Raw genomic sequence first — 23,451 nt, forward strand, 5'->3', positions numbered from 1 at the left:
TCCATGCGTACCCTCGTTTCGCTCAAGCTCGCCCTGTGCGCCTCGGCTTCGCTGGCCCTGGCCCAAGCCCCGGACTCGGCCACCACCCGCCACCAGATCGGCCTGACGGCCAGCCCCCAACTCGACGGCCTTTTTAAGAACAACCGCAGCCTGCCGCTGGGGCTCTTCTACCAACGCCAACTCACTCCTACCAAGGCCCTGCGCCTGCGCCTGGTAGGCCAGTACAGCCACCGTGATACCGCCAACTACCCCGGCAACTTCGACGGCTTTTTTCCTGGCCTGCGGGAGGGCTCTTATACCCAACTTATTCAAGTAAACCTCTACGCCGGCTACGAATGGCAACAGCCCATCACCCGACGATTGCGCTGGGCATACGGGGCCGAGGTTGGCTTGGGGTTGAATCGACAATTGAACAAGTTGATTTTTGATACTTATTCAGGTTTGCTTGTTAGAACCACCTTCATTCGAACGGCCACCACTTGGCAAGGACAGGTCCGGCCGTTTGTGGCGCTGCAGTACCAAGTATCCACCCGGATAGGGCTGTTCGCCGAAAGCGCCGTGCTCGTCACCTATCACAGCCGCAAAGATGAGCGGGATACCTCCGGCACCCCGCCCTATGGCCGGGCCTATAGCTACGATAAAAGCCACGCTTTTACTCTGCGGTGGCAGCCCGTGCAGCTGGTTAGCGCTATGTGTGCTTTTTAGCCCTTCTCTTCACTTAAAGCTTATCCAAACAGGCCAAGAAGCTGTTTAGGAAGTCGCCAAAATCCAATAGAACGTCATGTCTCCTCTCTGCTTGATGCGCAGAATGGTCGACATGACGTTCGGCAGACTTCCTATGAAGCTGTTTAGAAAGTCAAATGAACGTCATGCTGAGCTTGTCGAAGCATCTCTACCGCAGTAGTACTTATTTTACCAGTGCACGCGAGATGCTTCGACAAGCTCAGCATGACAGCCAAGTTTTAGCATCGGTTCCTAATTCAGGAACAGGTCTATTCCCTATTGGCAGAGCACCATTCCCGGATTCTGCTTCGGCGGCGCGCACGCCCGATCAGGCGTGACCCGAAAAGCAAAATTCTCTGCCCGCTCTCAAAGACCCGGAGAGTAGAACACCCGCTCCTGCTTCCCGCAACGCCACCTTCCAGCCGGGGTGGCTTTTTGGCCTATGGCTGCGGGCCACGCGGCTTCCGGCCGCACCCACCCCCGGATAAGTACAAGAGCCGGCGGCGGCGGCGGGAATTGCCGGGGCGGGTTTCACGTTGCGACAAATGACGGCAGACTACAGGGGCAGCCGGTTTTTTTGGCCTACTTTTGCGCGCCGAATACCTCACTCAACCTGCTGCCTAGCGAAGCACCTCCCTCCTGACATTCTCCATGAATCAGCATCCTACTACTGACCAGATTACGTCCCTGATTCAGGAGGGCGAGTTTTTTAAATTAAAGGAAGTCCTCAAAGAGTTTGAGCCCTCCGAGCTGGTCGAGCTGATCGACAACGAGGAGGAGCGCGAGCAGCTCATTATTTTCCGGCTGCTGCCCCTGCGCCTGGCCACCGAGGTATTCGAGTACCTCGACCTCGATATTCAGCGCCACTTTCTGGCCAACCTCTCGCAGGAGAAGATTTCGGACATCCTCAACGAGATGTCGCCCGACGACCGGACGGCCCTGCTGGAGTTTCTGCCCGACGACTTCGTAAAAGAGCTGATTCAGACCCTGTCGGAGCCCGAGCGCAAGGTGACGCTGGAGCTGCTGGGCTACCCCGAGTACTCGGTGGGCCGCCTGATGACGCCCGACTACATTGCCATTCGGGAAAGCTGGACCGTGCAGCAGGTGCTCGACTACATTCGCCGCCACGGCGGGCAGTCGGAAACGCTGAGCGTGCTCTACGTGACCAACGAGCGGGGCGTACTCATCGACGACATCCGCATCCGGGAGTTTCTGCTGGCCGACCCGACCAAGCGCGTCAGCGACATTATGGACCGCCGCTACGTGAGCCTGCGGGCCATGCAGGACCAGGAAACGGCCATCGACGTGTTCCGCAAAAATGACCGGGTGGCCCTGCCCGTCGTCAACGACGAGGGCGTGCTGTTCGGCATCGTGACCATCGACGACATCCTCGACATTCGGGAAGAAGAAGACACGGAGGACATTCAGAAGCTGGGCGGCTCGCAGGCCCTCGACGAGCCTTACCTGAGCATTCCGCTGCTGGGCATGATCCGGAAGCGGGCCGGCTGGCTGGTGATTCTGCTCATCGGGGAGATGTTTACGGCCACGGCCATGGGCTTTTTTGAGGAGGAAATCTCCAAAGCCATCGTGCTGGCCCTGTTTATTCCGCTCATCATCAGCGCCGGCGGCAATGCGGGCTCCCAGGCTACCTCCCTCATTATCCGGGCCATGTCGTTGGGCGAGCTGACCATAGACGAGTGGTGGCGCGTGATGCGGCGGGAGCTGGCTACGGGCCTGATGCTGGGCGCTATTCTGGGGGTGGTGGGGCTCGTACGTATTCTGCTGTGGTCGCGCCTGTACCCGGGCGAGTACGGCGAGCATTACTGGCTGATTGGCTTCACGGTCGGTTTCTCGTTGGTCGGCATCGTGCTGTGGGGGTCGTTGTGCGGCTCCATGCTGCCGCTGCTGCTCAAGCGCCTCGGCGCCGACCCGGCTACCTCCTCGGCCCCTTTCGTGGCCACGCTGGTCGACGTAACGGGGCTGGTGATTTACTTCTCGTTTGCGCTGCTGTTTCTGAAAGGCACGCTGCTGTAGGGCGGCATAGTGGTGGCAATAAAGCTGTTAAGCAGTCGCGCAAAAGTAATTGCAGCAAAAAAGGTCGTCATGCTGAGCTTGCCGAAGCATCTCTACTGCAATGCTAATTACCACTGCGGTAGAGATGCTTCGGCAAGCTCAGCATGACGTTCTACATTCAATACGATTACTTCTGCACGACCGCTTAGCATAAGAGCCATCAAACAGCGTCAATACTTTCTTCGTGAAAGGTGCAAAGCAGTGCGCTTTCCTGCGTATGCCCTGTAGCGTCCGATGGGCGGCCAGTGCCGGACAGTTGCTTTTTTCTTGTTATGACCGAAGACCTTCTCACCAGGCAGGAGTGCCATTTTGCCTGGCTCGACATTACCAATCCCTCCGCCGCCGAGCTGCAGGCCGTAGCCGAGCAGTACGACCTGCCCGACTCGCTGGTGCGCGACTGTTTGGAGCCCACCCACCTACCCAAGTTTGAAACCACCAACGGGCTGAACTTCGTGATTCTGCGCGTGTTCGTAACGCCGGAAAACAACGAGGCCGATACCATTCAGGAGCTGAGCACCAAGATTGCCGTGTTCTACGCCGCCGACTACCTCATTACGGTGCACCGCCGCGCCCACCCCGTGCTGAGTCAGCTGAAGAAAGTGGCGCAGTCGCCGGGGCAGGAGTGTATTTCGCCCGCCGAGGTGGCCGTGCACCTGGTGCGCTACGCCCTGAACAGCTTCGTGCAGCCCGCCCTGGTGCTTACCAAGGAGCTGGACGACTACGAGGCCGAGATATTTCTGAAGCGCGAAGTGCCCAACGCCTTGCAGGGCCTGTACTTTCTGAAGCGCAAAGCCTCGGCCGCCAAGCAGCTGCTGCTGCTCACCCGCGACATCATGACCATGCTGCGCCGCCAGACGCTCACCTCCACCACCACCGACTCGACCTTGCTGCAGGACACCCAGGACTTGCAGGTGAAAGTGGAAACCCTCTACCAGCAGCTCGACGGCGCGGCCACCAACCTGATGAACCTGTATTTGTCGTTGTCGTCGCAGCGCACCAACGAGGCCATGCGCGTACTGACCGTGTTTTCGGCCTTTTTCCTGCCCCTCACCTTCATTGCCGGTATCTACGGCATGAACTTCGAATTCATGCCCGAGCTGACCTGGAAGCTGGGCTACCCCGGTGCTATGGTGGCCATGCTGCTTATATCGGTGGGCATTTTCACGTGGTTCCGGCGCAAGGGCTGGATATAGCCTGCTGCCGCCCAAAGCCTGGCAAGCCGGCCAGGGCTCGTCTCGGTTTTATGTAATAGACTTGTTCCTGAATTAGGAACCGATGCTAAAATTCGGCTGTCATGCTCATCTGGCGTCCGCTTGTCGAAGCATCTCTACCGCAATGCTACTTACCACTGCGGTAGAGATGCTTCGACTTTGCTCAGCATGACGTTCTTTTTCGTGTCGCTTTATTCAGGAACGAGTCTAATGCCCCACTGTTGCGATGCACACGTTACGCTTCTTCCTTTTTATTGGTCTGCTGGGCCTGCACGGGCTGCTGGCTGGCTGTGCCGCCGTGGGCCGCCTGCCCACGCTGGAACCCGGCGAATACCAGCTTTTCACTACCAATGACCCCGCCCTGGCTACGATGGCGGGCCAGAAAAGCACCTTTTACGTGGAGCAGGCGCGGGATTCGCTCACCTTTCTTTCCCCGCCCACCCAGGCCGGGCCACTCCGCCGCTTCAGCTATGCCGTGCACCCGGGCAAGCACGTCGTGCTGCTGGACCGCCAGTTTGACCTTGACGTATTCACTATTCCCTTCAAGGCCCGCCCGCCCCGCGGGCCAGTGCCGGTACAGCTCAATACCAACTTCAACGCGGCTCTGTACTTCGGCCGCCGCCTCGATTTCTACCATATAAATGGCCACAAACTGCTGGATGGGCACCAGGTCCCGCAGATTAGAACCGTGGGCCTGGGCTACGGCGTATTCACCGGCCTGGGCTCCACTATCGTGAACCCCGACGTGACCGGGCAGCAAAGCCGCGTGGCCGAGTACGAAGGCTTTGTGGTGCATGCCGGGGCCGCCGCCATCTACGATGCCCGCATCTTCAACCTGGGCCTGGCCGTGGGCTTCGACCAGCTGCTGGGCCCCGACGGCCGCCACTGGCTATATCAGCGCAAGCCCTGGTTTGGCGTGCTCTTCGGCCTCGACTTGAATTAGCGCTCTAAAAATCCTGCTTGCCGCGGCCGGCTTTTTTCTCGCCGTGCTTTTTCTTCGATTCGAGCCGTTTGCGCACGGCCCCTTTGCTGGGCTTGGTGGCCTTGCGGGCTTTGGGCTTGTGCAAGGCTTTGCGCAGCATATCATGGAACTTCTGGACCACGATTTCCTTGTTGCGCAGCTGGCTGCGGTCTTCCTGAGCCGTCAGAATCAGGTAGCCCTCGGTGGTGAGCTGGTTGGCGAGCTTCTCCAGAATAGTCAGCTTCTGGGCCTCGCTGAGCACCCCCGACGACGCCGGATGAAAGCGCAGCTCCACTTTGGATTCGACTTTATTGACGTTCTGGCCGCCGGGGCCGCTGCTACGGGCCGTCTGAAACTGGAGTTCGGGCAAGAAGGCGGAGGCGGGCGGAAGCATGAAGAACAGCGGGAAGTGAGACGGCAAAGGTAGGCCCGCACCGGGGCATCGGTACTACAGCTTCTGCCAGAGCAGCGCGCCCAGCACCAGAGTCCGCAGCGTCCAGGCCACGGTTCGGAGCCAGTTGGTGCGCACCAGTCCGTCGATGGTAATGTAATTGTACCCCATCTGGGCCAGGCGGTTGTGGAAAGGCACGGATATAAGAAACGTTACCAGCCAGATGCCCACGACCAGCGCCAGGCTCCACCACACCACCGCGCCCAGCGTGCCCCAGCCCTGCCAGGTCAGCCAGCCGGCCAAGCCCAGCTCCAGCACCATGGGCGCCAGCACTACCCAGCTCATGGTGCGGGTATGGTGCTGATGGAACGCGGCAAACTTCTCGGGGGCCACGTAGGCGAAGCCGGGATAATGCACCAGCTGCACCGTCCAGATGAGGCCGGTGAGGTAGGCGGCAAGGCCAAAGTTGAGTAACAGCAGCAGTTTGAGAGACATATACAGGAGGAGCGCCCAGGCAGTGAGCCGTACAGCTATTCCGGCGGGGCGGGGTTGCGCAGATACCGGAGCCGGCCGTCGGTGAAGAGGCTGTGAAAGTACACCACCGCAATGGCAAAAACCACCGAAAACAACCCCAGCAACGCATTATAATAGGCCGGCGCCAGCAGCGAAAACCGAATAAACACCGTCACGAGCACAAAGGCCGAGTAGCGGAAGATGTCCGGATAGTGCAGCGTGTAGCGAAAGGCCACCAGCATAAACAGCAGGTCGGCAAAAATCAGAATCAGGTAGAACCGGTCGGCCGACTGTACCCACACCCCCAGCCGGAACATATGGTAGAGGTCGTACCCCGACATCGCCAGCAGCGTCAGGAGCACCAGCAGCGAGATGAACTGCTTGAGGGCCACAAACTGCTGCTTGTCGGCTCCTTCCTGCGTAATGGAGCGGTGCCGCTGCAAGCCGTAGTACACGGAGAGCAGCAGGAACACGAACAGCGCCCCCACCCCGTCGGCAATCATCTTATACACCGATTCCAGCTGGCTTTGCAGCGGCACGGCGAAGTTGTAGTGCGAAAACTCCTTGAACGACGAGCGGAGCAGAATCAGACTCAGGATTTCGATCTGCTTGCCGATGGAGTTGGCTATCGACTGCGGGATGACAAACACCAGACTGATCATCTCAAACAGCAGCAGCAGCGTGAAGGATATTTCCACGGCCTGCAGAAAATGTACCTGCCCCCACAAGCCCCGCAGTCGGAACACGCCCAGGTAGTTGACGCCGGCCAGCACCATGCTCGCCACAAACACCCACACCAGTGCCACGCTCAGAAAATGGGCAGTGCGCCGGCTTTCCCAGAAGTGCTGCAAAGGCTGGTAAACCTGCCCAACGACCAGAAGGAGATTCATAAGAACAAAGGGGATATTGTCCTTTGCAAATACTCAATCGAGTCCGAATGTTCTGCCCGCCGCCCGGCGCTTCGGCCGGCGCGGTTTTCCGGGGCTGGCAGTTGCTCGCTTTTCGCGAAAATAAAGGCACCCGTGCGCATACCGCTGCCCTGCCCGCTGCCCCGCCGTTGGCCGGGGCAGCGGGCAGCACTACGGCCACCCAGGCGGCGGTGCCCGCCGCCCCATCACCGGCGGGCAAGCCACATTCGCGGCTTCCTCCTACATTCGCGCCACTTCTCCCGGCGGCTGTTCGCCCATTTTTTCTGCTTTACCCGATGTCCCTCTTCTCTTTTCTGACGCACTGCCGGCCGCTGTCGGCGGCGGCGCTGCTGGCGCTGGCCGGCTGCAACTCCGGAGCCAGCTCCGGCGGCGCCCAGCCCGACCTACTCCGGGCCAACCTCGACACGACCGTGAGTCCCGGCGACGATTTTTTCCAGTACGCCAACGGCGGCTGGCTCAAGCGGCACCCCATTCCGGCCTCCGAAAGCTCGTGGGGCATCGGCAAAGAGGTCCAGAACGAGGTGTATGACCGCCTGCGAATTCTGAACGAGGAAGCGGCAAAAGCCAACGCCCCGGCGGGCAGCAGCCAGCAGAAGATCGGTGACTTCTGGGCTTCCGGCCTCGACTCGGTGGCCATCGACCGGCAGGGCCTCGCGCCCCTCAAAGCCGAGCTGGACCGGATTGCCGCCATCCGGTCGGTGGCCGACGTGCAGGCGGTGGTGGCCCGCCACAAGGTGCTGGGCGTGAATTCGCTCGTGGGGCTGTATGTGGCGCAGGACGCCAAGAACAGCGACAAAATGGCCCTCCACCTCTACCAGGCCGGGCTGGGTCTGCCCAACCGCGACTATTACTTCAACAAAGATGCCCGCACGGTCAGAATCCGGCGAGAATATGGGCGGCATGTGGCCCGCATGCTCGGGCTGCTCGGCCAGGACTCAGTAGCGGCCCGGCAGCAAAGCGCCCAGATTGTGCAGCTGGAAACGACACTGGCGGGAGCCTCGCGCAAGCTCGAAGCTCTGCGCGACCCCTACGCCAACTACAACAAGCGCGCCGTGGCCGACCTGGGCAAGCTCACGCCCGGCCTGGACTGGCCGCGCTGGCTCGGCCAGATGGAGATGCCCCCGACCGATACCGTAATCGTGGGCCAGCCGGAATTTTACCAGCGCGCCGGCCAGCTGCTGCTCACCACGCCGCTCGACCAGTGGCAGGCGTATCTGCGGTGGCACCTCGTCAACACCTTCGCCAGCCAGCTCAGCGCGCCCCTCGACAACGAGCATTTCCGCTTCTACGGCACCGTGTTGCAGGGCCAGAAAGTACAGCGGGCCCGTTGGAAACGCGTGCTGGATGAGGAAGAAGCCGGAATGGGAGAAATTCTGGGCCAGCTTTTCGTGAAGGAGTACTTCACGCCCGAAACTAAAGCCCGCTACGCCAAGCTGACCGAAAACGTGGTGGCCGCCTTCCGCACCCACATTCAGGCCCTGGACTGGATGAGCGACGCGACCAAGCAAAAAGCCCTGGTGAAGCTCACCAAAATCACCCCGAAAGTGGGCTACCCCGACAAGTGGCGCGACTATTCGGCCCTCACCATCAGCCCCGACTCCTACCTGGGCAACGTGATGCGCACCAACGAGTGGACCTACCGCTACAACCTGCGCAAGCTCGGCCAGCCCGTAGACCGCACCGAGTGGGAGATGACGCCCCAAACGTATAATGCCTATTACAACCCCAGCAACAACGAAATCGTGTTGCCGGCGGCCATTTTCGCCATTCCGGGCCTGGCAGATAAAAACGCCGACGATGCCATCATCTACGGCTACGCCGGCGCCTCTACCATCGGCCACGAGCTCACCCACGGCTTCGATGACGAAGGCAGCCAGTTTGACGAAAAAGGCAACTTGCGCAACTGGTGGACGCCGAAAGACCGGGCCGCTTTCCAGCAGCGCGTCAATGGCATCGTGCGGCAGTTCAACGGCTACACCGTGCTCGACTCGCTGCATGTGAACGGCAAGGCCACGGCCGGCGAGAACATTGCCGACCTCGGCGGCATCGTCATTGCCTTCGACGCCTTCAAGCAGACCGAGCAGTACAAGAAGGGCGAGAAAATCGGGGGCCTTAGCCCGACGCAGCGCTACTTTTTGGGCTATGCGCTGGGCTGGCAAAACCACCAGCGCGACGAAGTGCTGGCCCAGCGAATTCTCACCGACGTGCACTCGCCGGCCAAGTTGCGCGTCAATGGCCCCTTCGCCGACGTGCCCGCGTTTTACGAGGCCTTCAGCGTGCAGCCCAGCCAGGCGCTGTGGCGCGCCGACACGGCCCGCGTAAAGATTTGGTAGGCGCGCTTTTGCATGCTTACCCGCAAAGAAAAGAGCCTTTTCACGCTGTGGAAAGGCTCTTTTCAGGTCAATATAGCCCGAGCTACACGCCCCGGAACGCCTGAAACTGCTGTAGGCTCTGCTGCGCCGAGGCCCGCACTTTCTTCCGCAAAAACGGCGACCAGCCCAGCAGCCAGCCCACCGGCCCCAGCGCCTGCCGCGACCAGCGCCAGAAATCGAACTGGTCGTGGTGAGTCAGGATTTTACCGTCTTTAAAGGTGAAGCTGGCAGTAATATGGTTGTGGACCCGCCGCTTGGTTTGCGAAAAAGTATAGCGCGCATCCCACACGGCCTGCCCGTGCGTGGCATCGGCCCGGATGTGGTTGTAGGTGAGTGAGAGGTCTTTGCCCCGCTCGCAGAGCATGCGCCACATGGCCCCTATTTCCGGGCCGCGCAGCGCAAAAGCGGCATCGTCGAAGGTGGCTTCGGGGTGGTAGCAAGCGGCCATAGCGGCGTGGTCGCGGCGCTGAAAGCTTTGGTAAAAGCGGTGCAATAACTCTTCGTGCGGGTGCATGCCGGGGTTCTCAGGAGTGAGCCCAAAGGTGGAAAATTTACGGCAGCTACGCCGTGCCCCTCCAGCCCGGCGTTGGGATATTCCAGAAACGAACTATTTACTTGCGCCCCCACCCCGGCTCCTTCCCACTGCTGCTCTCTCCCTATGGCGCACCCTCACAGCAAGCTTCCGGCTTGCGCCAACTGTAGCTACTCCTTTCCTGCGGAGGGGCCGGATGAATGTTGCCCGCGCTGCGAGCAACAGGACCAAAAGGTGGTGAGCCTGTCTTTCGGGCACGTACTGGAGGAGTCTGCTTGAAGGCATCTTTCACTTCGACAGCAAAGTATTTCGCACGGCCAAGCTGCTACTGCGCCCAGGCGAGCTGACGAGACGGCTGGGCCACCGCCTGCTGTATGTGCCGCCCATCGGGCCATATGTGCTTACCAGCTTCGTCTTTTTGTACTGCCGCTGCGCATCGGCGTCCTGACGCTGTAGGGCCGTTAGAAGTCGAAGAGGCCGCGGCGCTCGGCGGGCTTCTCCTTTTTCTTCGGCCGGTCTTTTCGGTCGGCCTTGTCTTTGCCGCCCCCAAAAAGGCCGTCGAGCAGGCCGGTTTTTTTCTCCTTCACCAACACGTAGCGCACCGAAAAGGCCGTCGGAAACCGGGCCCAATCGGCGGAGTTAAACTCCACGCTGGGCTTGAAATCGACGGACAGCACGAGCGGAAAAAAGGCAACTTTGTACTCGGCCCCCACGATGCCGTCGAAGCCGCCAAACACGCCGTCGTCTTTGTGGTTGCCGACATGGCCGCCCGCCCCCAGGTAGTAGTTCAGGCTGGGGCCCAGAATGCCGAAGTGCCGCTCGGCCAGCACGGTGCCGCTCACCTCCCGAGTGCCCACCACCCCTATGCCTTCGAGCGTTACCTTATCCAGAATCTTCTGCTGAATCGTGAGACCGTAATTGCCCTGACCCAGGCGGAAGCCGGCGGCCGTCCGGTATTTCTGCGCCTGGGCCGCCGGGGCCAGCAGCGCCAACGCGGTGGTCAGCAACGCGGTAAAAAACAGTAGACGGGAAAAAGCAGTTGAAAAAATCATAATCTTTATGAGAGGTACCACAAACTTAGCCGGGGCTGAAGCGTTTGAACGCGCAGAGGCCTCGCAAAGTACGGGCCGCCCGAGGGAATAGCCCATCTTTGCCCGACGTTGCCGTACCTTGCTACCCTGTTCACCTGTTCTCTCCCGCTTACTGTTCCACCCGTGTATATTCATCAGGTGGCGGCTTACCTGCCCGCCCATGTTATTACCAACGAGCACTTCACCCGTCTGAATGGTCTGTCGCACGAGTGGATTATTGAGCGGACTGGTATCCGGGAACGGCGCAAGGCGGCCACTGGCGAGAACACCAATACCATGGCCATTGAGGCGGCCCAGCGGGTGCTGGCTGCCGCGCCGCTCTGCCCCACCGACACCATCGACCTGATCGTGGGGGCCACCTACACGCCTCACGACACGATTTATACCCTGGCCCACGCCGTGCAGCGCGCCATCGGCGTAGCCGACATTCCGGTAGTCAGCATTTCCTCGGCCTGCTCGTCGCTGCTGAATGCTATTGAAATCGTGGAAGGCTACTTCGCTATGGGCAAAGCCAGCCGGGCGTTGGTCATCGTATCGGAACACAACACGGCCTATAACAACGAGCAGGACACCGTGGCCGGCCACCTGTGGGGCGACGGCTCGGCGGGCCTGATACTTAGCAAGGAGCGCCTGGCTCCTACCGACCTGCGCGTACTGGATTTGATTACGGCCGGGGCCGGGGGCATTGGCAAGGCCGATACGGCCGTTACGCTCACGCCGGTAGCCAAAGGCATTGTGATGCCGCACGGCAAAGATGTCTTTATCCATGCCTGCCAGTATATGGCGCGCGTCACCCAGCAGATTCTGGAGCGCAACAACCTGACTGTTGCGGACCTGAACTGGCTGATTCCGCACCAAGCGAACCTGCGCATCACCCGCAACGTGCTGCAGGCCCTGGGGCTGCCCGAGGAGCGGGCCGTTTCCAACATCGACCGGCTCGGCAACACCGGCTGCGCCGGGGCAGCTATTGCCTTAGCCGAGAAGCTCGACCAGATTCAGCCGGGCGAACGGGTGGCAGTCACTGTGTTTGGCGGCGGCTACTCCTACGGAGCCATGCTGCTGGAGCGCTAGGCCGTAGCGTTAGTTCACTTTCACGAATGGCGTAGCCCCCGTTCTGCCGGCCTGGTCGCGCCAGCGGAGTACGTACCATCCGGGCCGCAGCGCACTCACGTTCACACTACGCACGTTAGGGCCGATTCGGGTGTCAACGCCCTGCACCTGACAGGCCCGCCCAACGGCATCGTACAGGTAGACCGAAAGCGTGCCGTCTAGGGTGCCCGAATACAGAAAGCGGAGCTGGCTGTCTTGCACGGGGTTTGGGTAGACCTGCAGCACATCGGCACTGGCGGCGGCATCCTGCACCAGCAGCGGCGCTGTATTATCCAGCGTTCCATCGGGGCGGCGCAGGCGCAAACGGTAGTAGCTCACGCCGGCCAGCGGCTGCGGATCGGCCACCCGGTAGGTGCTGCCGGCGGCTCCGGCCGCTACGGTTGCCACTGTCTGCCACGAGGTCGTATCGACGGCCCGCTCCACCAAAAAGTCGCGCAGCAGGCATTCGTCCCGCGTAGCCCAGGTGATTTCAACGCCGGTGCCACTCACGAAACTGGCCGCTACCCTGGTGAGAGGTGCGGGCAGCATGGGCGCGGGCCCACAGCCGGCCGGCACGAAACTGCGCGTACGCAGCACCGCGCGGCCACCCGTGCGGTCGTTCACGCTCAGGGCCCGATTGGAGCGGCCCCGCCCTACCCCAAAGTACATTACGGCCGTGAGGGTATTCACGTGGCCTAGCTGCTGGGCGTGCCCCAACTCATGCAATACCACCGACTCAAAATCGAACTGCACGGCACTGGGCAACCCCGGTCCGTACTGCCAATTGACGGCATCATCGAGCTGCATGTCGATTTCACTGACGTGAAATCCGATGCTGCCATCCGTGTTGGTGCAGCCCAGGTAGTAGCTGGTCGTGCGGCCCAGCACGTTCTGTGGCAGCTCCGCGCCTTTGTCGAAGCCCACCGAGTTTTCACCATCCGACCCAATGCCCGTTGCCGTCCGCACGGGGCCAATGGTCCAGTTGACGCCCGTCTGGCAGCGCCACCCCGAAAACAAAGCCCGTTGGAAAGCCTGCACCGCCGCCACGTTGCTGGCAAAGCCCGACTCGAAGCGGAACGTGTAGCCGCCTTCGCCATTCTGATTGATATGGTTTGGCCGCACAACGGTTTTGCGTTCCTGGGCCTGCACATTGGAGGCCGCGTACGGCACAGTCAGCACCGTGGCACTGTTGGCCTGCAGGCCAGCGGTGGTCGTTACGCGCACCGTGCCGGTGCCGGCCGGACTGCCCGTAATGCTGTAGGAAGGAACCCGCACCCGAATCTGGGTATCCGTCCAGCTTATGTAGTCTGCGACCTGGGGCAGCACAAAGGTTGCGCCCCCATCATCGGCATTGCGAAACTCCACCCGTCCCGTGCCCCGATCGTTGCCGAAGCCGGAGCCGTTGAGGGTGAGAATCTCTTCTACTCCGGCCGGCACCACGGTTGGGCTCAGGTCAGTAATAACGGGGGCTTGGCCTCGGGCCGCTACCACCGGCTGACCCACGCGCAGCTGAGCCTGCCGCAGCGTAGGGTTGGGCTGCACGATTCGGCGGGGCTGGCCCAGGCTGGCTTGCAGCTCAGCGTAAAGATCCGGCCCAATGCGCGGATACACGCGGAACGGCTCGGCGGCGGAGGCATCGGTCAGGTTGTAGCGAATAAAGCCCTGCTCACTGGCGTAGGGCGTCCAGCTTGGGGGAGCCGTAGCCCCAGAAAAAGCGGCGGGACTCAGGAATAATATGCCCTGTTCGCCGGGGTACAGGCGTAGTGTGTTCGTAAGGATATGCTCGTCGAAGCCCACCCGGCCCCCTTCCGTGAGCACCGTGAGCAGCTGGCCCGGCAGCTGGCCTTTGAGCACGCTATACACCCGAATCTGGTGGGCGGTATAGATCCGGCGGTGGGCCGCGTCCCAGAAACTGCGGGCGTCCAGCACCTCACCCTCCACTACCAGCCCCGAGCGGCTGGCCCGCTCGGCAGCCGACAAAGGCACTAACAGGCAGTGACCATCAGCTTCTGTATTCTGGGCTGCGCCGGGCGTGGCACACAAAGCCGCCAGCAGAACGCTACCTGCTACTAACCGATTGAGAGTACGCAAAGACTTCATAATGCAGCAAAAAGGCGGTAAAAACAGGCGGTAGCCCAAGGTACGTTAATTCGAGAAGTCCGGTAAGCCACCCGGGAGCACCTAGGCGGCTGCAGCCGAACTTTAGCGCCGCTAAAACAAGCTTCCCTGTACCGGCTGCGGAATAATACGCGGCAAACTTACCGGCAGTCCAGTCAGCTCCTGGAGTTTTTCCAGGAAAAACCGCGCCCAGAGCGGGGAGTGCAGGATATCTTTTTGGTGAACGAAGAAGTAGACCGTGTGCAACCCGGCCTGGAGCCACGCGGCCAGGCGTTCGGCCCAGGCCGTGGCGCGGGTGTAGTCGCTGCTATTCAGGCCGTGGCCATTGAAGCGGATAAAGGCTACTGGCGTGGTCAGGCGCTGGTGCAGCACGTCGCGGCGGCCGGCTACGTCGGTTAGCACCAGGGTTTTGCCCAAGGCTTCGAGCATCGCAAATACGGAGTCGCGCAGGCCCGCATCGGCAAACCAGGCCGGGTGGCGCAGCTCTACCGCCAGGGGCACGTAGTCGGGGAAGTCGAGCAGGTAGCGCTCCAGGCGCGGCAGGTGCTCGGGGCCGAAGGTGGGTGGCAGCTGCAGAAAAGCCACGCCCAGCCGCTGCTCCAGCCCACTGATTGCCCGGCAGAAGGTCGTGGTTAGCTCGTCGGCATTATACAGCTCCTTGGTATGACTGATACTCTGGGGCAGCTTGGGACAAAACCGGAACTCTTCGGGGACGGCCTCGCGCCACTTGCGCACCATGGGAGCATCCGGAATGCGGTAATGGGTCGTATTCAGCTCGATGCTGTTGAACTGCCGAGCGTAGTGGTGAAGGTAGTCGGCATCCTTAATACCAGCCGGAAAGTATGAGCCCAGCCAGGCCTTGTTGGTCCAGATGGGGCAGCCGACATAGATGGCCGGCATGGCCGGCGGCGCGGCCTGCGCCCGGCGCAGCACGGCTGCCGTATCGGGGTGGTCGGCGGGCAGGCAAAAGTCAACGTAGCGCAGGTCAGAAAGGCGGCCAAAATCCATAGGGCAAAGTACGGGAAAACCGGTCAGCCGGTCGGGGCGCGTCTTAGTAAAATACCGGGACTTTTGCAACCTGGTGCAGACGATAGATGGCAGACCAATGCCAAAATTTTCTTACCGGTGCATAGTCTTATTTCTAACGGCATTCGCATACTGTCTGTAGATAATACAAAACGTGGCTTAGCGAAACACAATCAACTATTTGGCACATTCAGGCTTAATTACTTAAATGCAAGTTTTCTTCGAAAAGATCAATTCACCACCTATAGAGCTTACTAATATGATTGGAATCGGGGGACTGGTTAAGAAAGCCCGTATAGATTTGTCCTGCTCACCAACCCAGCGAACAGATGACGTTGATACTTACACGACTGCATGTCTCCGGCTTGATGATGGCTTTGCTTTTCGCATTGTCCACGGCCTTTCCTCAAGTAGCTCAGGCTACACGTTTCGAAGACGAAAAACCAGCTGGCACCGCTGCTTCCCGCACCGTAGTGCTACGGGGCCGCGCTTCCTGGTACGGACGTGAACACCAAGGGCACCGGACCAGCAATGGTGAACGGTTCGACCGCTTCAAATACACGTGTGCCCACAAAACCCTGCCGTTTGGCACCCGGCTGCGCGTTACCAACCCCCAGAATGGCCACTCGGTAGTAGTGCGCGTCAGCGACCGGGGCCCCTTCCGCCACCAGCGGATTCTGGATTTGTCGGAAGTAGCGGCCCGCCCGCTGGACATCGTACGGCGCGGCGCGGTTTCGGTAGTGGCCGAAATAGTGCCCAGCACCACTCCCCTGGGCCCAACCAATGCCCCACAAAACCTGGCCGCTCTGGCCAGCGACTCCGCTACCACCGTTATGGCCATCACCACGCTGACTGACGTGGCAGCCGGCAGCACCGAAGCCGCCGACGTGGTGGTAGTACCCGCACCGGCCCCGAGCTTCGTAGTGCAGGCTGGTACCTTCGGCGACCCGCGCAACGCGCAGAGCCTGCAAACCAAGATTCAGGAGATGGACAAGAGCCTGAATGTGACCATTGCCGAAAGCAGCCAGGATGGCAAGCCGTTGAAGCGGGTTATTATCGGTCAGTTTCCGGATAAAGCCGAGGCCGAAGCCGTGCAGCAGCGTCTTAAGCAGCTGGGCGTAGTTGGAATGGTGCGGCAGGCTGAGAACTTATAAAAGTACTTTTACCAGCTGTGTAGGCAGCAAATGCTCTTATCGAACACAAAAAAGGACCACAATACATGGTCCTTTTTTGTGTCTTGCCTAGTAGTCGGGCTTCTTACTCCTTGCTCTATGCACAACGCCTTTCTTGCTGGCTTCTTATTTCTGGGCGCTTTCTGGGGGCTCTGATATGCATGAAGCGCGGCAGCTTGCTCGGCGGTGCCGATAGGTACGCGGTTTGAACTCGTTGAGCATTTCGAGCGTGTGCCAACCCTCCTATAAGCTATATACAGCCACTTAGGCCGCCAAAGAACCCAGCAGGGCTTCCCACCGGGCACCGGCGTTGTGGCGGGCGGCGTACTGCAGCAGGTGGTCTGGCTGCAGGCGGTAGCGTGTCGCCAGAGTGGCCACCGCTCCAGCCAGCGCCTCGTCCGAGGTGATTAGGTCAGGCAGCTCGCCGGCATCTACGAGCATCTTTTCCAGGCGGGCTGTGGGCACGCCCTGCACCCGCCGCACCGGCGATGCCCGCTGAACGGGCCGTAGCAGGACGGCCTCCCGGCTATCGGTATCTACTACGCTACTGCTGTCAGCCAACCGGAACTGCGCGGAGGAGCCAATAAGCCGCGTGGCCCATTGCAGCTCGGCCCAGTTGACTTCTACCACCAGCCGCGCCGGAATCTCGGGCAGCACGGGCCGCAGCCAGCGCGTGGACCACAGGCTGCCCAGCGGCAAGGCCAGCTGGGCCTGTAGCTGCTGCCACAAGGCTACGTGTGCCGAGGCTAGCTCCGGCTTGAACATCGCCTGGGCCGGGGTCCCACTAAACGTTACGAGACCGGGTGCCACCTGATGCAGCAGCTGGCTGCGCACCAGACCTTGCCGAACCGCGGGCCACACGGCGGCCGTGACGGCAGGCAGCGCGTGGTCGAAGAAGGCTTGCAGCTCCGCTTCCGCCACCTGCGTGCGGCCCCGGAAGTGGCCCCGCAGCTGCGGCCACGCCCGGAGCACCTGGTCGTACTGGAGCAGGGGTTGTTTCACTGGCATAAGCAGGAGGATAAAATGAGCATTACCACTTGACCGCCACCGTCAGGTAGAAACTGCGGCCGTCGGAGGGCAAAATACCGGGGCCGGGGTAGCCGGTGGCGCGGCGGGTAAAATATAGAGCGTTGCCCAGGTTGTTGATGTTCCCCTCCAGCTTGAGCCAGCGCCGCTCCCAGGATACCGATGCATCCAGCACCTGGTAGGCCGGAATCAGCCCGATCACGGCATCGGTGCGGCGCGGATCCGCGTCGGTAGGGCTATTAAAGGCGTTGGTAGCCTCCGAGAACTGGTCGGAGAGGTAAGTATACTGCACCGAGGCCTTGAAGGGACCATACCCGCCCTGCACGCCCGTTTTCAGGTTGACGGCCGGCACAAACTCGACCTGATTCCCGACGATTTCCGGGCTTGGGCTGGCCGTGTAGCGGCTGCGGATAAGGGACAGATTGCCAAAGGCGGAGAAACGCCAGCGGCCCGGCTCGACGGTGGGCCGCAGTACTCGCAGCACATCGAGTTCAGCGTATGATTCGAGGCCCAGAATCAGGGCCCGGCCGATGTTGTCGCGGTAGCGAAACGGGCGGTTGCCGGCGTCGTAGGTACCGACCTCGCCGATGCGGTTGTTATAGGCCAGGGCAAACAAGCTCACGTCGTAGGTCAGCCACTGGCCCTGCTCGCCGCGCAGGCCCAGGTCGGCGGAGTAGCCGCGCTCATCCTGCAGATTCGCATTGATGATCAGCGAGTTGTTAAAAATCTGCATGTCGGTGAAGGTGATGGAGCGGTAGTTCTGCGACACATTGGCGTACAGCTCCCGCGTTTCCACCGGCTTGTAGGAGGCCCCGAGGCCGCCGATAACGAAGCTGCGCGGACTGGTGCGCGCTTCGTGGGTGGTTTCGATGCCCGTGATGTTGCCGGCCAAATCCCGCGACACGGTTTGGTAGTCGCCATCGGCCTGGGTCCGGATATACTCCACCCGCACGCCCGGCGTGAGGGAGAAGGATTCCCCGAAATAAAAGATGTTCTCGGCGAAGACTGCGGCGTTGTAGTTAGGGAAGCGGTAATCCGACGACGCAGCCGGGGCATTCAGGCCGGGGGCGGCCTCCTCAAACCGAAAGTCGGCGGCGCGGCCAGCCGGTCCGGCCCCCTGAATGCTGTGATTATAGCCCCGGTACAGGCGCGTGCCCACCAGCAGCACGCCGCTGGTGGTTTCGCCCAGCCCGTAACGGGTCAGGTAGCGCGCTTCGGCGCCCACGTTGCGGAAGTCGCCGGTGATGAGCTCGCGCTGCTGCGTATCGGCATCGGGCCGCTCGACGAAGCTGGTGCGGATTCCCAAGGCGTCGCGCGAGGCCAGCAGCCCAAAGGTGGTCAGGTTGAGGTTGGAGCGTGGGTTGAGCTTCCAGTCGGCCGAGAGGTTGAACAGGTTCCAGTCCACGGCAAACCAGTTGCGCGGCCGGTTGCTCTGCCGCGGGTTTTGGGCAAACTGATAGTCGCTCAGCCCGCCCGGCTGCCGGGCCAGGTAGTCCATGTGCGTGACCTGGGCGCCCACCCGGAAGTTCTCGGTGAACTGGTAGCGCAGGTCGGCATAGGCCGTTTTGCTTTCAAAGTTCGAGTTGGGCCGCCAGCCGTCGCCGCGCTTATACTGCGCAAACGTGTAGTAGCTCAGCTTCCTGACCGTGCCGCTGACGCTGTTGAAGGAGTTGAAAAACCCAAAGGAGCCCGCCGTCTGCCGCGACACCACCGCCACGGTCTTGTCGGGCTCGGGCGTGCGCAGCTCAAAGTTGAGCAGCCCGCCGAACTGCGTGCCGTACTGCAGCGAGGCGGCCCCGCGCACGAGCTGGATGCGCTTGATGGCCTCGATGGGCGGCGTGTAGTAGCTCTCGGGATAGCCCAGCGCGTCGGCCGAGATGTCGTAGTTGTTCTGGCGCACGTTGAAGTTGCTGGTGCGGTTGGGGTCCAGGCCCCGTCCGCCCACGCTCAGCTGCAGGCCGCCCTGGTCGCTTTCCCAGATGTTGAGCCCGGCCACGCGGGCGTACACCTGGCGGGCGTTGTTGGTGGCCAGGTTGGCCACCAGGTTGTCGGGCACGATGACCTCGGACTTCTTGGCCGCGAAAATAGCCGTGCCTTCCACTTCGCGCAGGCGCTGCTGCCCAAAGCGGGCCTGCGGGGCTGCCACCACCACTTCCCGGAGCTGCTGCTCCCGGCGGGTCAGCGTGAACTCGCGCACTCCACCGTCAGCCGTGACCTCTATCTGCGTCTTGAAGGGCTCGTGGCCAATGGAGGAGAGCTGCAGCTGCTGGCGGCCCGTTGCCAGGCGGGGGAGCATAAACAGGCCGGCCGTGTCGGTGCGGGCAATCTGGCGGGAGCCGCGCACGTACACCTCGCAGCCCACCACGGGCCGGTTGGTGCCGGCTTCGCGCACCCGGCCCTGCAGGCTCACCTGCTGGGCGGTGGCCGTAAAGCCGGAGAGCATACCAACCGCCAGCACGGCACTATAAACCGGAAATCTCATCGTCGAAGGGTAAAATCCAGGGCTTGGGGCGCAGGTCGTCGGAAACGCGGGCCAAATCCACGGTGGGGTCAATAAAGCTTTTGCCCAGGCGCCCGTTCAGGCTCACGTAGGCATCGGCGTACACTTTCGGGTTCTGCACGCCCTGCCGCGCGTAGTAGTCGCGCAGGTAGTGGGCAAACTGTACGAGCATGTCGGGCTGCGTGCTCATCATCTTTTCCTGCAGCACGCTCAAATGCTCGCGGTTGTCGACCTGCCGGATCCGGCCCGTGGCACCGTCCACTACCTTGAACTGCACGTTGCCCATTTTCTCCATCAGCATCACCCGCCAGGAAAACCGGTAGCCTTCCTCGGTCCAGAACAGCTCCCGCGGGTAGAGCAGATAGCGGAACGGCAGCAGCAGCTGCACCAGGAAAAACACGCTCAATCCCATGAGCAGCAGCTGGCGGCGGGCCGGTCCATAGTGCAGCGGAGCCGCCGGCAGCGGGCTGGCGGGGGAGAAGTGCCGCAGACGCCGCAGGCGCTCCAGCACCCGCTCGTGCCCGGCGGCCGGAAAGAAAATCAGGGCTGCCACCATCATCACGTAGGGAAACATGCCGATGGGAAAGAGCACGGCCGTCAGCACGTGAAACACCACCACCGTGGCGTAGGCCCAGGGCCGGGTGCGCCGGTTCAGCAGAAAGAAGGGCACCGTCAGGTCGTACAACGCCCCAAACCAGCTAAAGGCGTACGCCACCCACACCTGCCCCAGCAGCGGGCCAATCAGCGGCAAATCGTTTTTGGCCGGCAGCCAGATGCGCAGGGGCAGGGCGTGCAGCAGCCAGTCGGAGTTGAGCTTGGCCAGGCCCGCGTACACGTACACGATGCCCATGAGCAGGCGCAGCGCGTCCACCGTCCAGCGGGGCACCTCGTTGCGCCAGCGCGCCGGGTTGCGGCGGGTATCGAGGGCAAAGTAGCGCCCGGCGGGCAGCACCAGCAGCAGCAGCGCCACCAGGCTCACGAAGTAGTAGTGGTTGAGGTAGGTGCTTTTGTCCAGGAGCTCAATGTAGGTGAAGCTCAAAAACAGGCCCGCGGCGGCCGTGCGGTACCAGTAGCCCAGGGCTACGAGCAGGGCGCACAGCCCGCACAGGGCAAACAGCCCGTAGGTGTAAGCCCCCCAGGGACGCACCCACTCAAAGCCGTAGTAGGGGAAAAAGAACCTGGGCCGCAGGTACAGCTCCACAATCCAGCCCTTGGCCCAGAAACGGACAACGCTGGCCAGCACCAGCAGGCTAAAGGCCATCCGGAACGTAGCCAGCGGTGCCGCCGGAGTGTAGCTGTGGAGGTAGCGCCGAAGCCCGTCGCCCATTAGTCGCCGTCGTTGTCCACGTAGGTCACCGTGACGCTCAGGGCCGAGGTCATGTCCACCTTAAGCAGGCGCACGGCCTTTTGCATCTCGTTGTACGAAGCCACCGCGTCGGCATTGCGGGCCGTGAGGGTCGCGTGCAGGTCGGGGCCCAGGGAGGCGAGCTGCTGCGCCGATACCCCGAACTGGGTGTTGATGATGCTGGTCAGGCCCTGGCCCGTGCGGCTGTCCTTGGCGCCCACGGCATCGAGGTAGTTTTTGAGCGAGGGCTGCCCGGCGCGACTGTTGAAGAACTGCTGCACCGCGGCGTGGGCCGTGGTGGCCAGCTGCAGAGGCAAGGCCCCGCGCAGGTAATAGGCTTCGATTTTGCTCGGCAGCGGCGTGCCGGTCATGGTGCCGGACGGAATGCCGATTTTGCCGGCCCGCAGGTACCGCTCGTAATACTGCGAGTAAGCGTTGACCACGCGCGAGAGCGAGGAGCTGGCGTCGGTGCCGGTGCGGTTGATAAACGTGTCGCGGTAGGACCCGTTCCACTGCTTGTACACCGTGCCGAAGGTCTGCTCCATCTTGGCCACCACATCGGTAAGGTAGCGGCGGTGCTGGGCCGACGAGGCATACTGCTGGGCAATAGCCGCGTCGCCGGTGGCCACGCCGTTGAGCAGGTAGTCCAGAGCCGGAAAGCCCTGCTGGGGAATGGCCGCGGACAGCTCAAAGTCGTAGGTACCCGAGCTGATGTTGCGGTTGATGCCGGCCGCGTCGGTGGGGTAAATGTTGAAGTGGTTGCGCAGGCTCACCTCTTCGGCCGGGCCGAACTCGTAGAGCTCCACCCGCTGCCACTCCACGTAAGCTGCCTGCCAGGCGGCCCGCGCTTCCTGCAGGGTCGCGGGAGTCGGTGCTGCGGTAAAGGCCGTCGTCCTGGATTTAAGAGCCACCAACTTCTCGTTGAAGCGCTGGTATCCCGGCTTCACCAGGCTGTCGGCCCAGTAAGTCAGCAGCGCCTTGCGGTCGGGCCCGGTGCTGGGCTCAGGCGTGGCACCGGGGTCTTTCTGGCAGCTGATAATGCCCACGGCTAACAACAGCAGCGTCAGGGCAAACAGAACGGACTTTTTCATAAAAAACAGATTTCGCGACGAAGGTCAGCCAACCAAACAGCCGTACTACCCGATTGGTTGACCTTCGGGTCACTAAAAAGGCAATCCGGAGGTTACTGGATGCTGAACTTGGTCTTGATGGCGTTGATGGCTACATCAGCCTGGGTGTTAGTCAAACTCCAGGCCCCGTTGGTCCCCGAAGTCAGGCCGGTAAGCAGGTTGTCGGAGAAAGCAGCATCGGCGCTGTACTTGCTGCAGAAACGCAGCGAGTAGATGAAGCCGAGGCCTTCGCCCAGCGCGTGGGCCTTCACGGCCGGGTCTGCCGCCGCTTTCCAGTTGCTCAGGTACGACACGGCCGACAGCGCAATGGTCTTTTCGAGTTCCGTGCGGATAATATCAGCCTGCGCTTTCACGCCCGCCGCGTCGTTGTTCACAATAGCCGCGCGGCCCTTCAGGAAAGCCATATACACGCCGGGCGAGGCCGGGCCGTTCTTTTCGTTCAGGTAGCCGGCCAGGAACCGCTCGCGGGGCGTGAGGGCAATGTCAGTGGTCATAATGGCGTTGCTGGTCAAGTAGCCGTAGGCCAAATCCCAGTTGTGCTCCAGCTCGGAGTAGGCTTTGCCGTTTACAACCTGGCTGTTGTTGGCTTTCAGCGCGTTGTCGGTGAGCAGCACGTTGTTCATCTGATCCAGCAGCAGGGCACCAATCAGCGCTTTCTGAATCACCTGGTTGACTTCAATGCCATTGCCATCGACCAGGTAGCGGCCCAAGCGACCAGCCGAGCCCGGCGTGGCGACTTGGTTCACCGACTGACTGGCGGTGGCCAGTTTGGTGATGTTGTTATCAATATAGCCCCGAACGGACTCGGCCTGCGTGCCGGCGAAAGAAGCCGCCGTGGTGCTGCGCAGCGAGAGGCCGGAAGCATTCAGGCCCGTGCCCGTAAAATAGTTGCCGGTGTTGGCGTAGAGGCCGCGCAGCTTGGCTACATCCAGCGTGGAGGGCGTTGCGGGCGAGGCCACGGCCACCAGCGCCATGTAAGAATTAAACTCCGTGAACATGTCCAGACGCTGCGTCGAGGTGCCCAGGTCCACGGTGGTCTGGCCACTGGCATCTTTAAAAGCCTCGGTGTAGCGCGAGGTGGCTGTCAGCGTGCTGGCATCTATTTTGGTGCGCAGGGCAGGCGCGGGCTCGTTGTCGTTCTTATCGCAGGAAGTGAAGCTAAAAGCGAGGGCAAGCAGCGCGAGCGGAGCGTATTTAGAAAACATAAAACCTGTCATTAGGGTGATGATGACACAAAGATATTTCCTTA

Annotated in this window: 20 protein-coding genes; 8 read left to right on the forward strand and 12 right to left on the reverse strand. The window is 61.5% G+C overall.

Features of this window, described 5'->3' with window-relative positions:
• Window positions 1-3: 3 nt before the first annotated feature.
• From E5J99_RS02710 to E5J99_RS02725, 4 genes are all read left to right on the forward strand, one after another.
• Window positions 4-705 (forward strand): hypothetical protein, encoded by a 702-nt coding sequence (locus E5J99_RS02710; protein WP_135496177.1) that lies wholly within the window; start codon window positions 4-6, stop codon window positions 703-705.
• A 669-nt stretch (window positions 706-1,374) separates the two neighbouring features.
• Window positions 1,375-2,757 carry a magnesium transporter gene (mgtE, locus tag E5J99_RS02715; protein WP_135496178.1) on the forward strand — a complete coding sequence of 461 codons (1,383 nt, stop codon included), beginning with the start codon at window positions 1,375-1,377 and terminating at the stop codon, window positions 2,755-2,757.
• A gap of 311 nt (window positions 2,758-3,068) precedes the next feature.
• Window positions 3,069-3,989 carry a magnesium transporter CorA family protein gene (locus E5J99_RS02720; protein WP_135496179.1) on the forward strand — a complete coding sequence of 307 codons (921 nt, stop codon included), beginning with the start codon at window positions 3,069-3,071 and terminating at the stop codon, window positions 3,987-3,989.
• A 244-nt stretch (window positions 3,990-4,233) separates the two neighbouring features.
• Window positions 4,234-4,950: a hypothetical protein gene (locus E5J99_RS02725; protein ID WP_135496180.1), complete on the forward strand. Its 717-nt coding sequence runs from the start codon at window positions 4,234-4,236 to the stop codon at window positions 4,948-4,950.
• Window positions 4,951-4,954: 4 nt separating this feature from the next.
• On the opposite strand, the gene arfB is transcribed toward E5J99_RS02725, so the two are convergent.
• The 3 genes from arfB to E5J99_RS02740 are packed head-to-tail and all read right to left on the reverse strand — an operon-like array spanning window position 4,955 to window position 6,762.
• Window positions 4,955-5,362, reverse strand: a complete 408-nt coding sequence (gene arfB, locus E5J99_RS02730; protein WP_135496181.1) for an alternative ribosome rescue aminoacyl-tRNA hydrolase ArfB — start codon at window positions 5,360-5,362, stop codon at window positions 4,955-4,957.
• A 54-nt stretch (window positions 5,363-5,416) separates the two neighbouring features.
• Window positions 5,417-5,854 (reverse strand): hypothetical protein, encoded by a 438-nt coding sequence (locus E5J99_RS02735; RefSeq protein ID WP_135496182.1) that lies wholly within the window; start codon window positions 5,852-5,854, stop codon window positions 5,417-5,419.
• 35 nt (window positions 5,855-5,889) lie between these two features.
• Entirely contained in the window at window positions 5,890-6,762 is an 873-nt protein-coding gene (locus E5J99_RS02740) for a hypothetical protein (RefSeq protein ID WP_135496183.1), read from the reverse strand.
• 314 nt (window positions 6,763-7,076) lie between these two features.
• Here E5J99_RS02740 and E5J99_RS02745 point away from each other — a divergent pair, with 314 nt between their 5' ends.
• Window positions 7,077-9,134, forward strand: a complete 2,058-nt coding sequence (locus E5J99_RS02745; RefSeq protein WP_135496184.1) for a M13 family metallopeptidase — start codon at window positions 7,077-7,079, stop codon at window positions 9,132-9,134.
• An 82-nt stretch (window positions 9,135-9,216) separates the two neighbouring features.
• On the opposite strand, the gene E5J99_RS02750 is transcribed toward E5J99_RS02745, so the two are convergent.
• Complete coding sequence (locus E5J99_RS02750; protein WP_135496185.1) at window positions 9,217-9,687, reverse strand: nuclear transport factor 2 family protein; 471 nt, start codon at window positions 9,685-9,687, stop codon at window positions 9,217-9,219.
• 301 nt (window positions 9,688-9,988) lie between these two features.
• On the opposite strand from E5J99_RS02750, the gene E5J99_RS22185 reads away from it, so the two are divergent.
• Window positions 9,989-10,153: a DUF3667 domain-containing protein gene (locus tag E5J99_RS22185; RefSeq protein ID WP_394345937.1), complete on the forward strand. Its 165-nt coding sequence runs from the start codon at window positions 9,989-9,991 to the stop codon at window positions 10,151-10,153.
• Between the two features lie 13 nt (window positions 10,154-10,166).
• Here E5J99_RS22185 and E5J99_RS02760 read toward each other — a convergent pair whose 3' ends face one another.
• Entirely contained in the window at window positions 10,167-10,757 is a 591-nt protein-coding gene (locus E5J99_RS02760; protein WP_135496186.1) for a hypothetical protein, read from the reverse strand.
• Window positions 10,758-10,919: 162 nt separating this feature from the next.
• Here E5J99_RS02760 and E5J99_RS02765 point away from each other — a divergent pair, with 162 nt between their 5' ends.
• Entirely contained in the window at window positions 10,920-11,867 is a 948-nt protein-coding gene (locus E5J99_RS02765) for a 3-oxoacyl-ACP synthase III family protein (RefSeq protein WP_135496187.1), read from the forward strand.
• 9 nt (window positions 11,868-11,876) lie between these two features.
• Here E5J99_RS02765 and E5J99_RS02770 read toward each other — a convergent pair whose 3' ends face one another.
• Window positions 11,877-13,985, reverse strand: a complete 2,109-nt coding sequence (locus tag E5J99_RS02770; protein ID WP_135496188.1) for a matrixin family metalloprotease — start codon at window positions 13,983-13,985, stop codon at window positions 11,877-11,879.
• 111 nt (window positions 13,986-14,096) lie between these two features.
• A complete protein-coding gene (locus E5J99_RS02775; protein ID WP_135496189.1) occupies window positions 14,097-15,011 on the reverse strand; it encodes a DUF72 domain-containing protein in 915 nt (304 codons plus the stop codon).
• A 407-nt stretch (window positions 15,012-15,418) separates the two neighbouring features.
• Here E5J99_RS02775 and E5J99_RS02780 point away from each other — a divergent pair, with 407 nt between their 5' ends.
• A complete protein-coding gene (locus E5J99_RS02780) occupies window positions 15,419-16,183 on the forward strand; it encodes a septal ring lytic transglycosylase RlpA family protein (protein ID WP_167851949.1) in 765 nt (254 codons plus the stop codon).
• A gap of 282 nt (window positions 16,184-16,465) precedes the next feature.
• On the opposite strand, the gene E5J99_RS02785 is transcribed toward E5J99_RS02780, so the two are convergent.
• The 5 genes from E5J99_RS02785 to E5J99_RS02805 form a co-directional block, all read right to left on the reverse strand.
• Window positions 16,466-17,209: a DUF6577 family protein gene (locus E5J99_RS02785; protein WP_135496191.1), complete on the reverse strand. Its 744-nt coding sequence runs from the start codon at window positions 17,207-17,209 to the stop codon at window positions 16,466-16,468.
• Between the two features lie 22 nt (window positions 17,210-17,231).
• The gene (locus tag E5J99_RS02790) at window positions 17,232-19,709 is read right to left on the reverse strand and encodes a TonB-dependent receptor domain-containing protein (RefSeq protein WP_135496192.1); all 2,478 of its coding nucleotides are present in this window, start codon (window positions 19,707-19,709) and stop codon (window positions 17,232-17,234) included.
• A complete protein-coding gene (locus E5J99_RS02795) occupies window positions 19,690-21,054 on the reverse strand; it encodes an HTTM domain-containing protein (protein ID WP_135496193.1) in 1,365 nt (454 codons plus the stop codon). Before E5J99_RS02795 ends, E5J99_RS02790 begins: the two co-directional genes overlap by 20 nt.
• A complete protein-coding gene (locus E5J99_RS02800; RefSeq protein ID WP_135496194.1) occupies window positions 21,054-22,163 on the reverse strand; it encodes an imelysin family protein in 1,110 nt (369 codons plus the stop codon). The genes E5J99_RS02795 and E5J99_RS02800 overlap by 1 nt, the downstream gene beginning before the upstream one ends.
• Before the next feature lie 92 nt (window positions 22,164-22,255).
• Window positions 22,256-23,407 (reverse strand): DUF4856 domain-containing protein, encoded by a 1,152-nt coding sequence (locus E5J99_RS02805; RefSeq protein WP_167851950.1) that lies wholly within the window; start codon window positions 23,405-23,407, stop codon window positions 22,256-22,258.
• Window positions 23,408-23,451 lie beyond the last annotated feature (44 nt).

The organism is Hymenobacter elongatus (assembly GCF_004745955.1).
Taxonomy (GTDB): domain Bacteria; phylum Bacteroidota; class Bacteroidia; order Cytophagales; family Hymenobacteraceae; genus Hymenobacter; species Hymenobacter elongatus.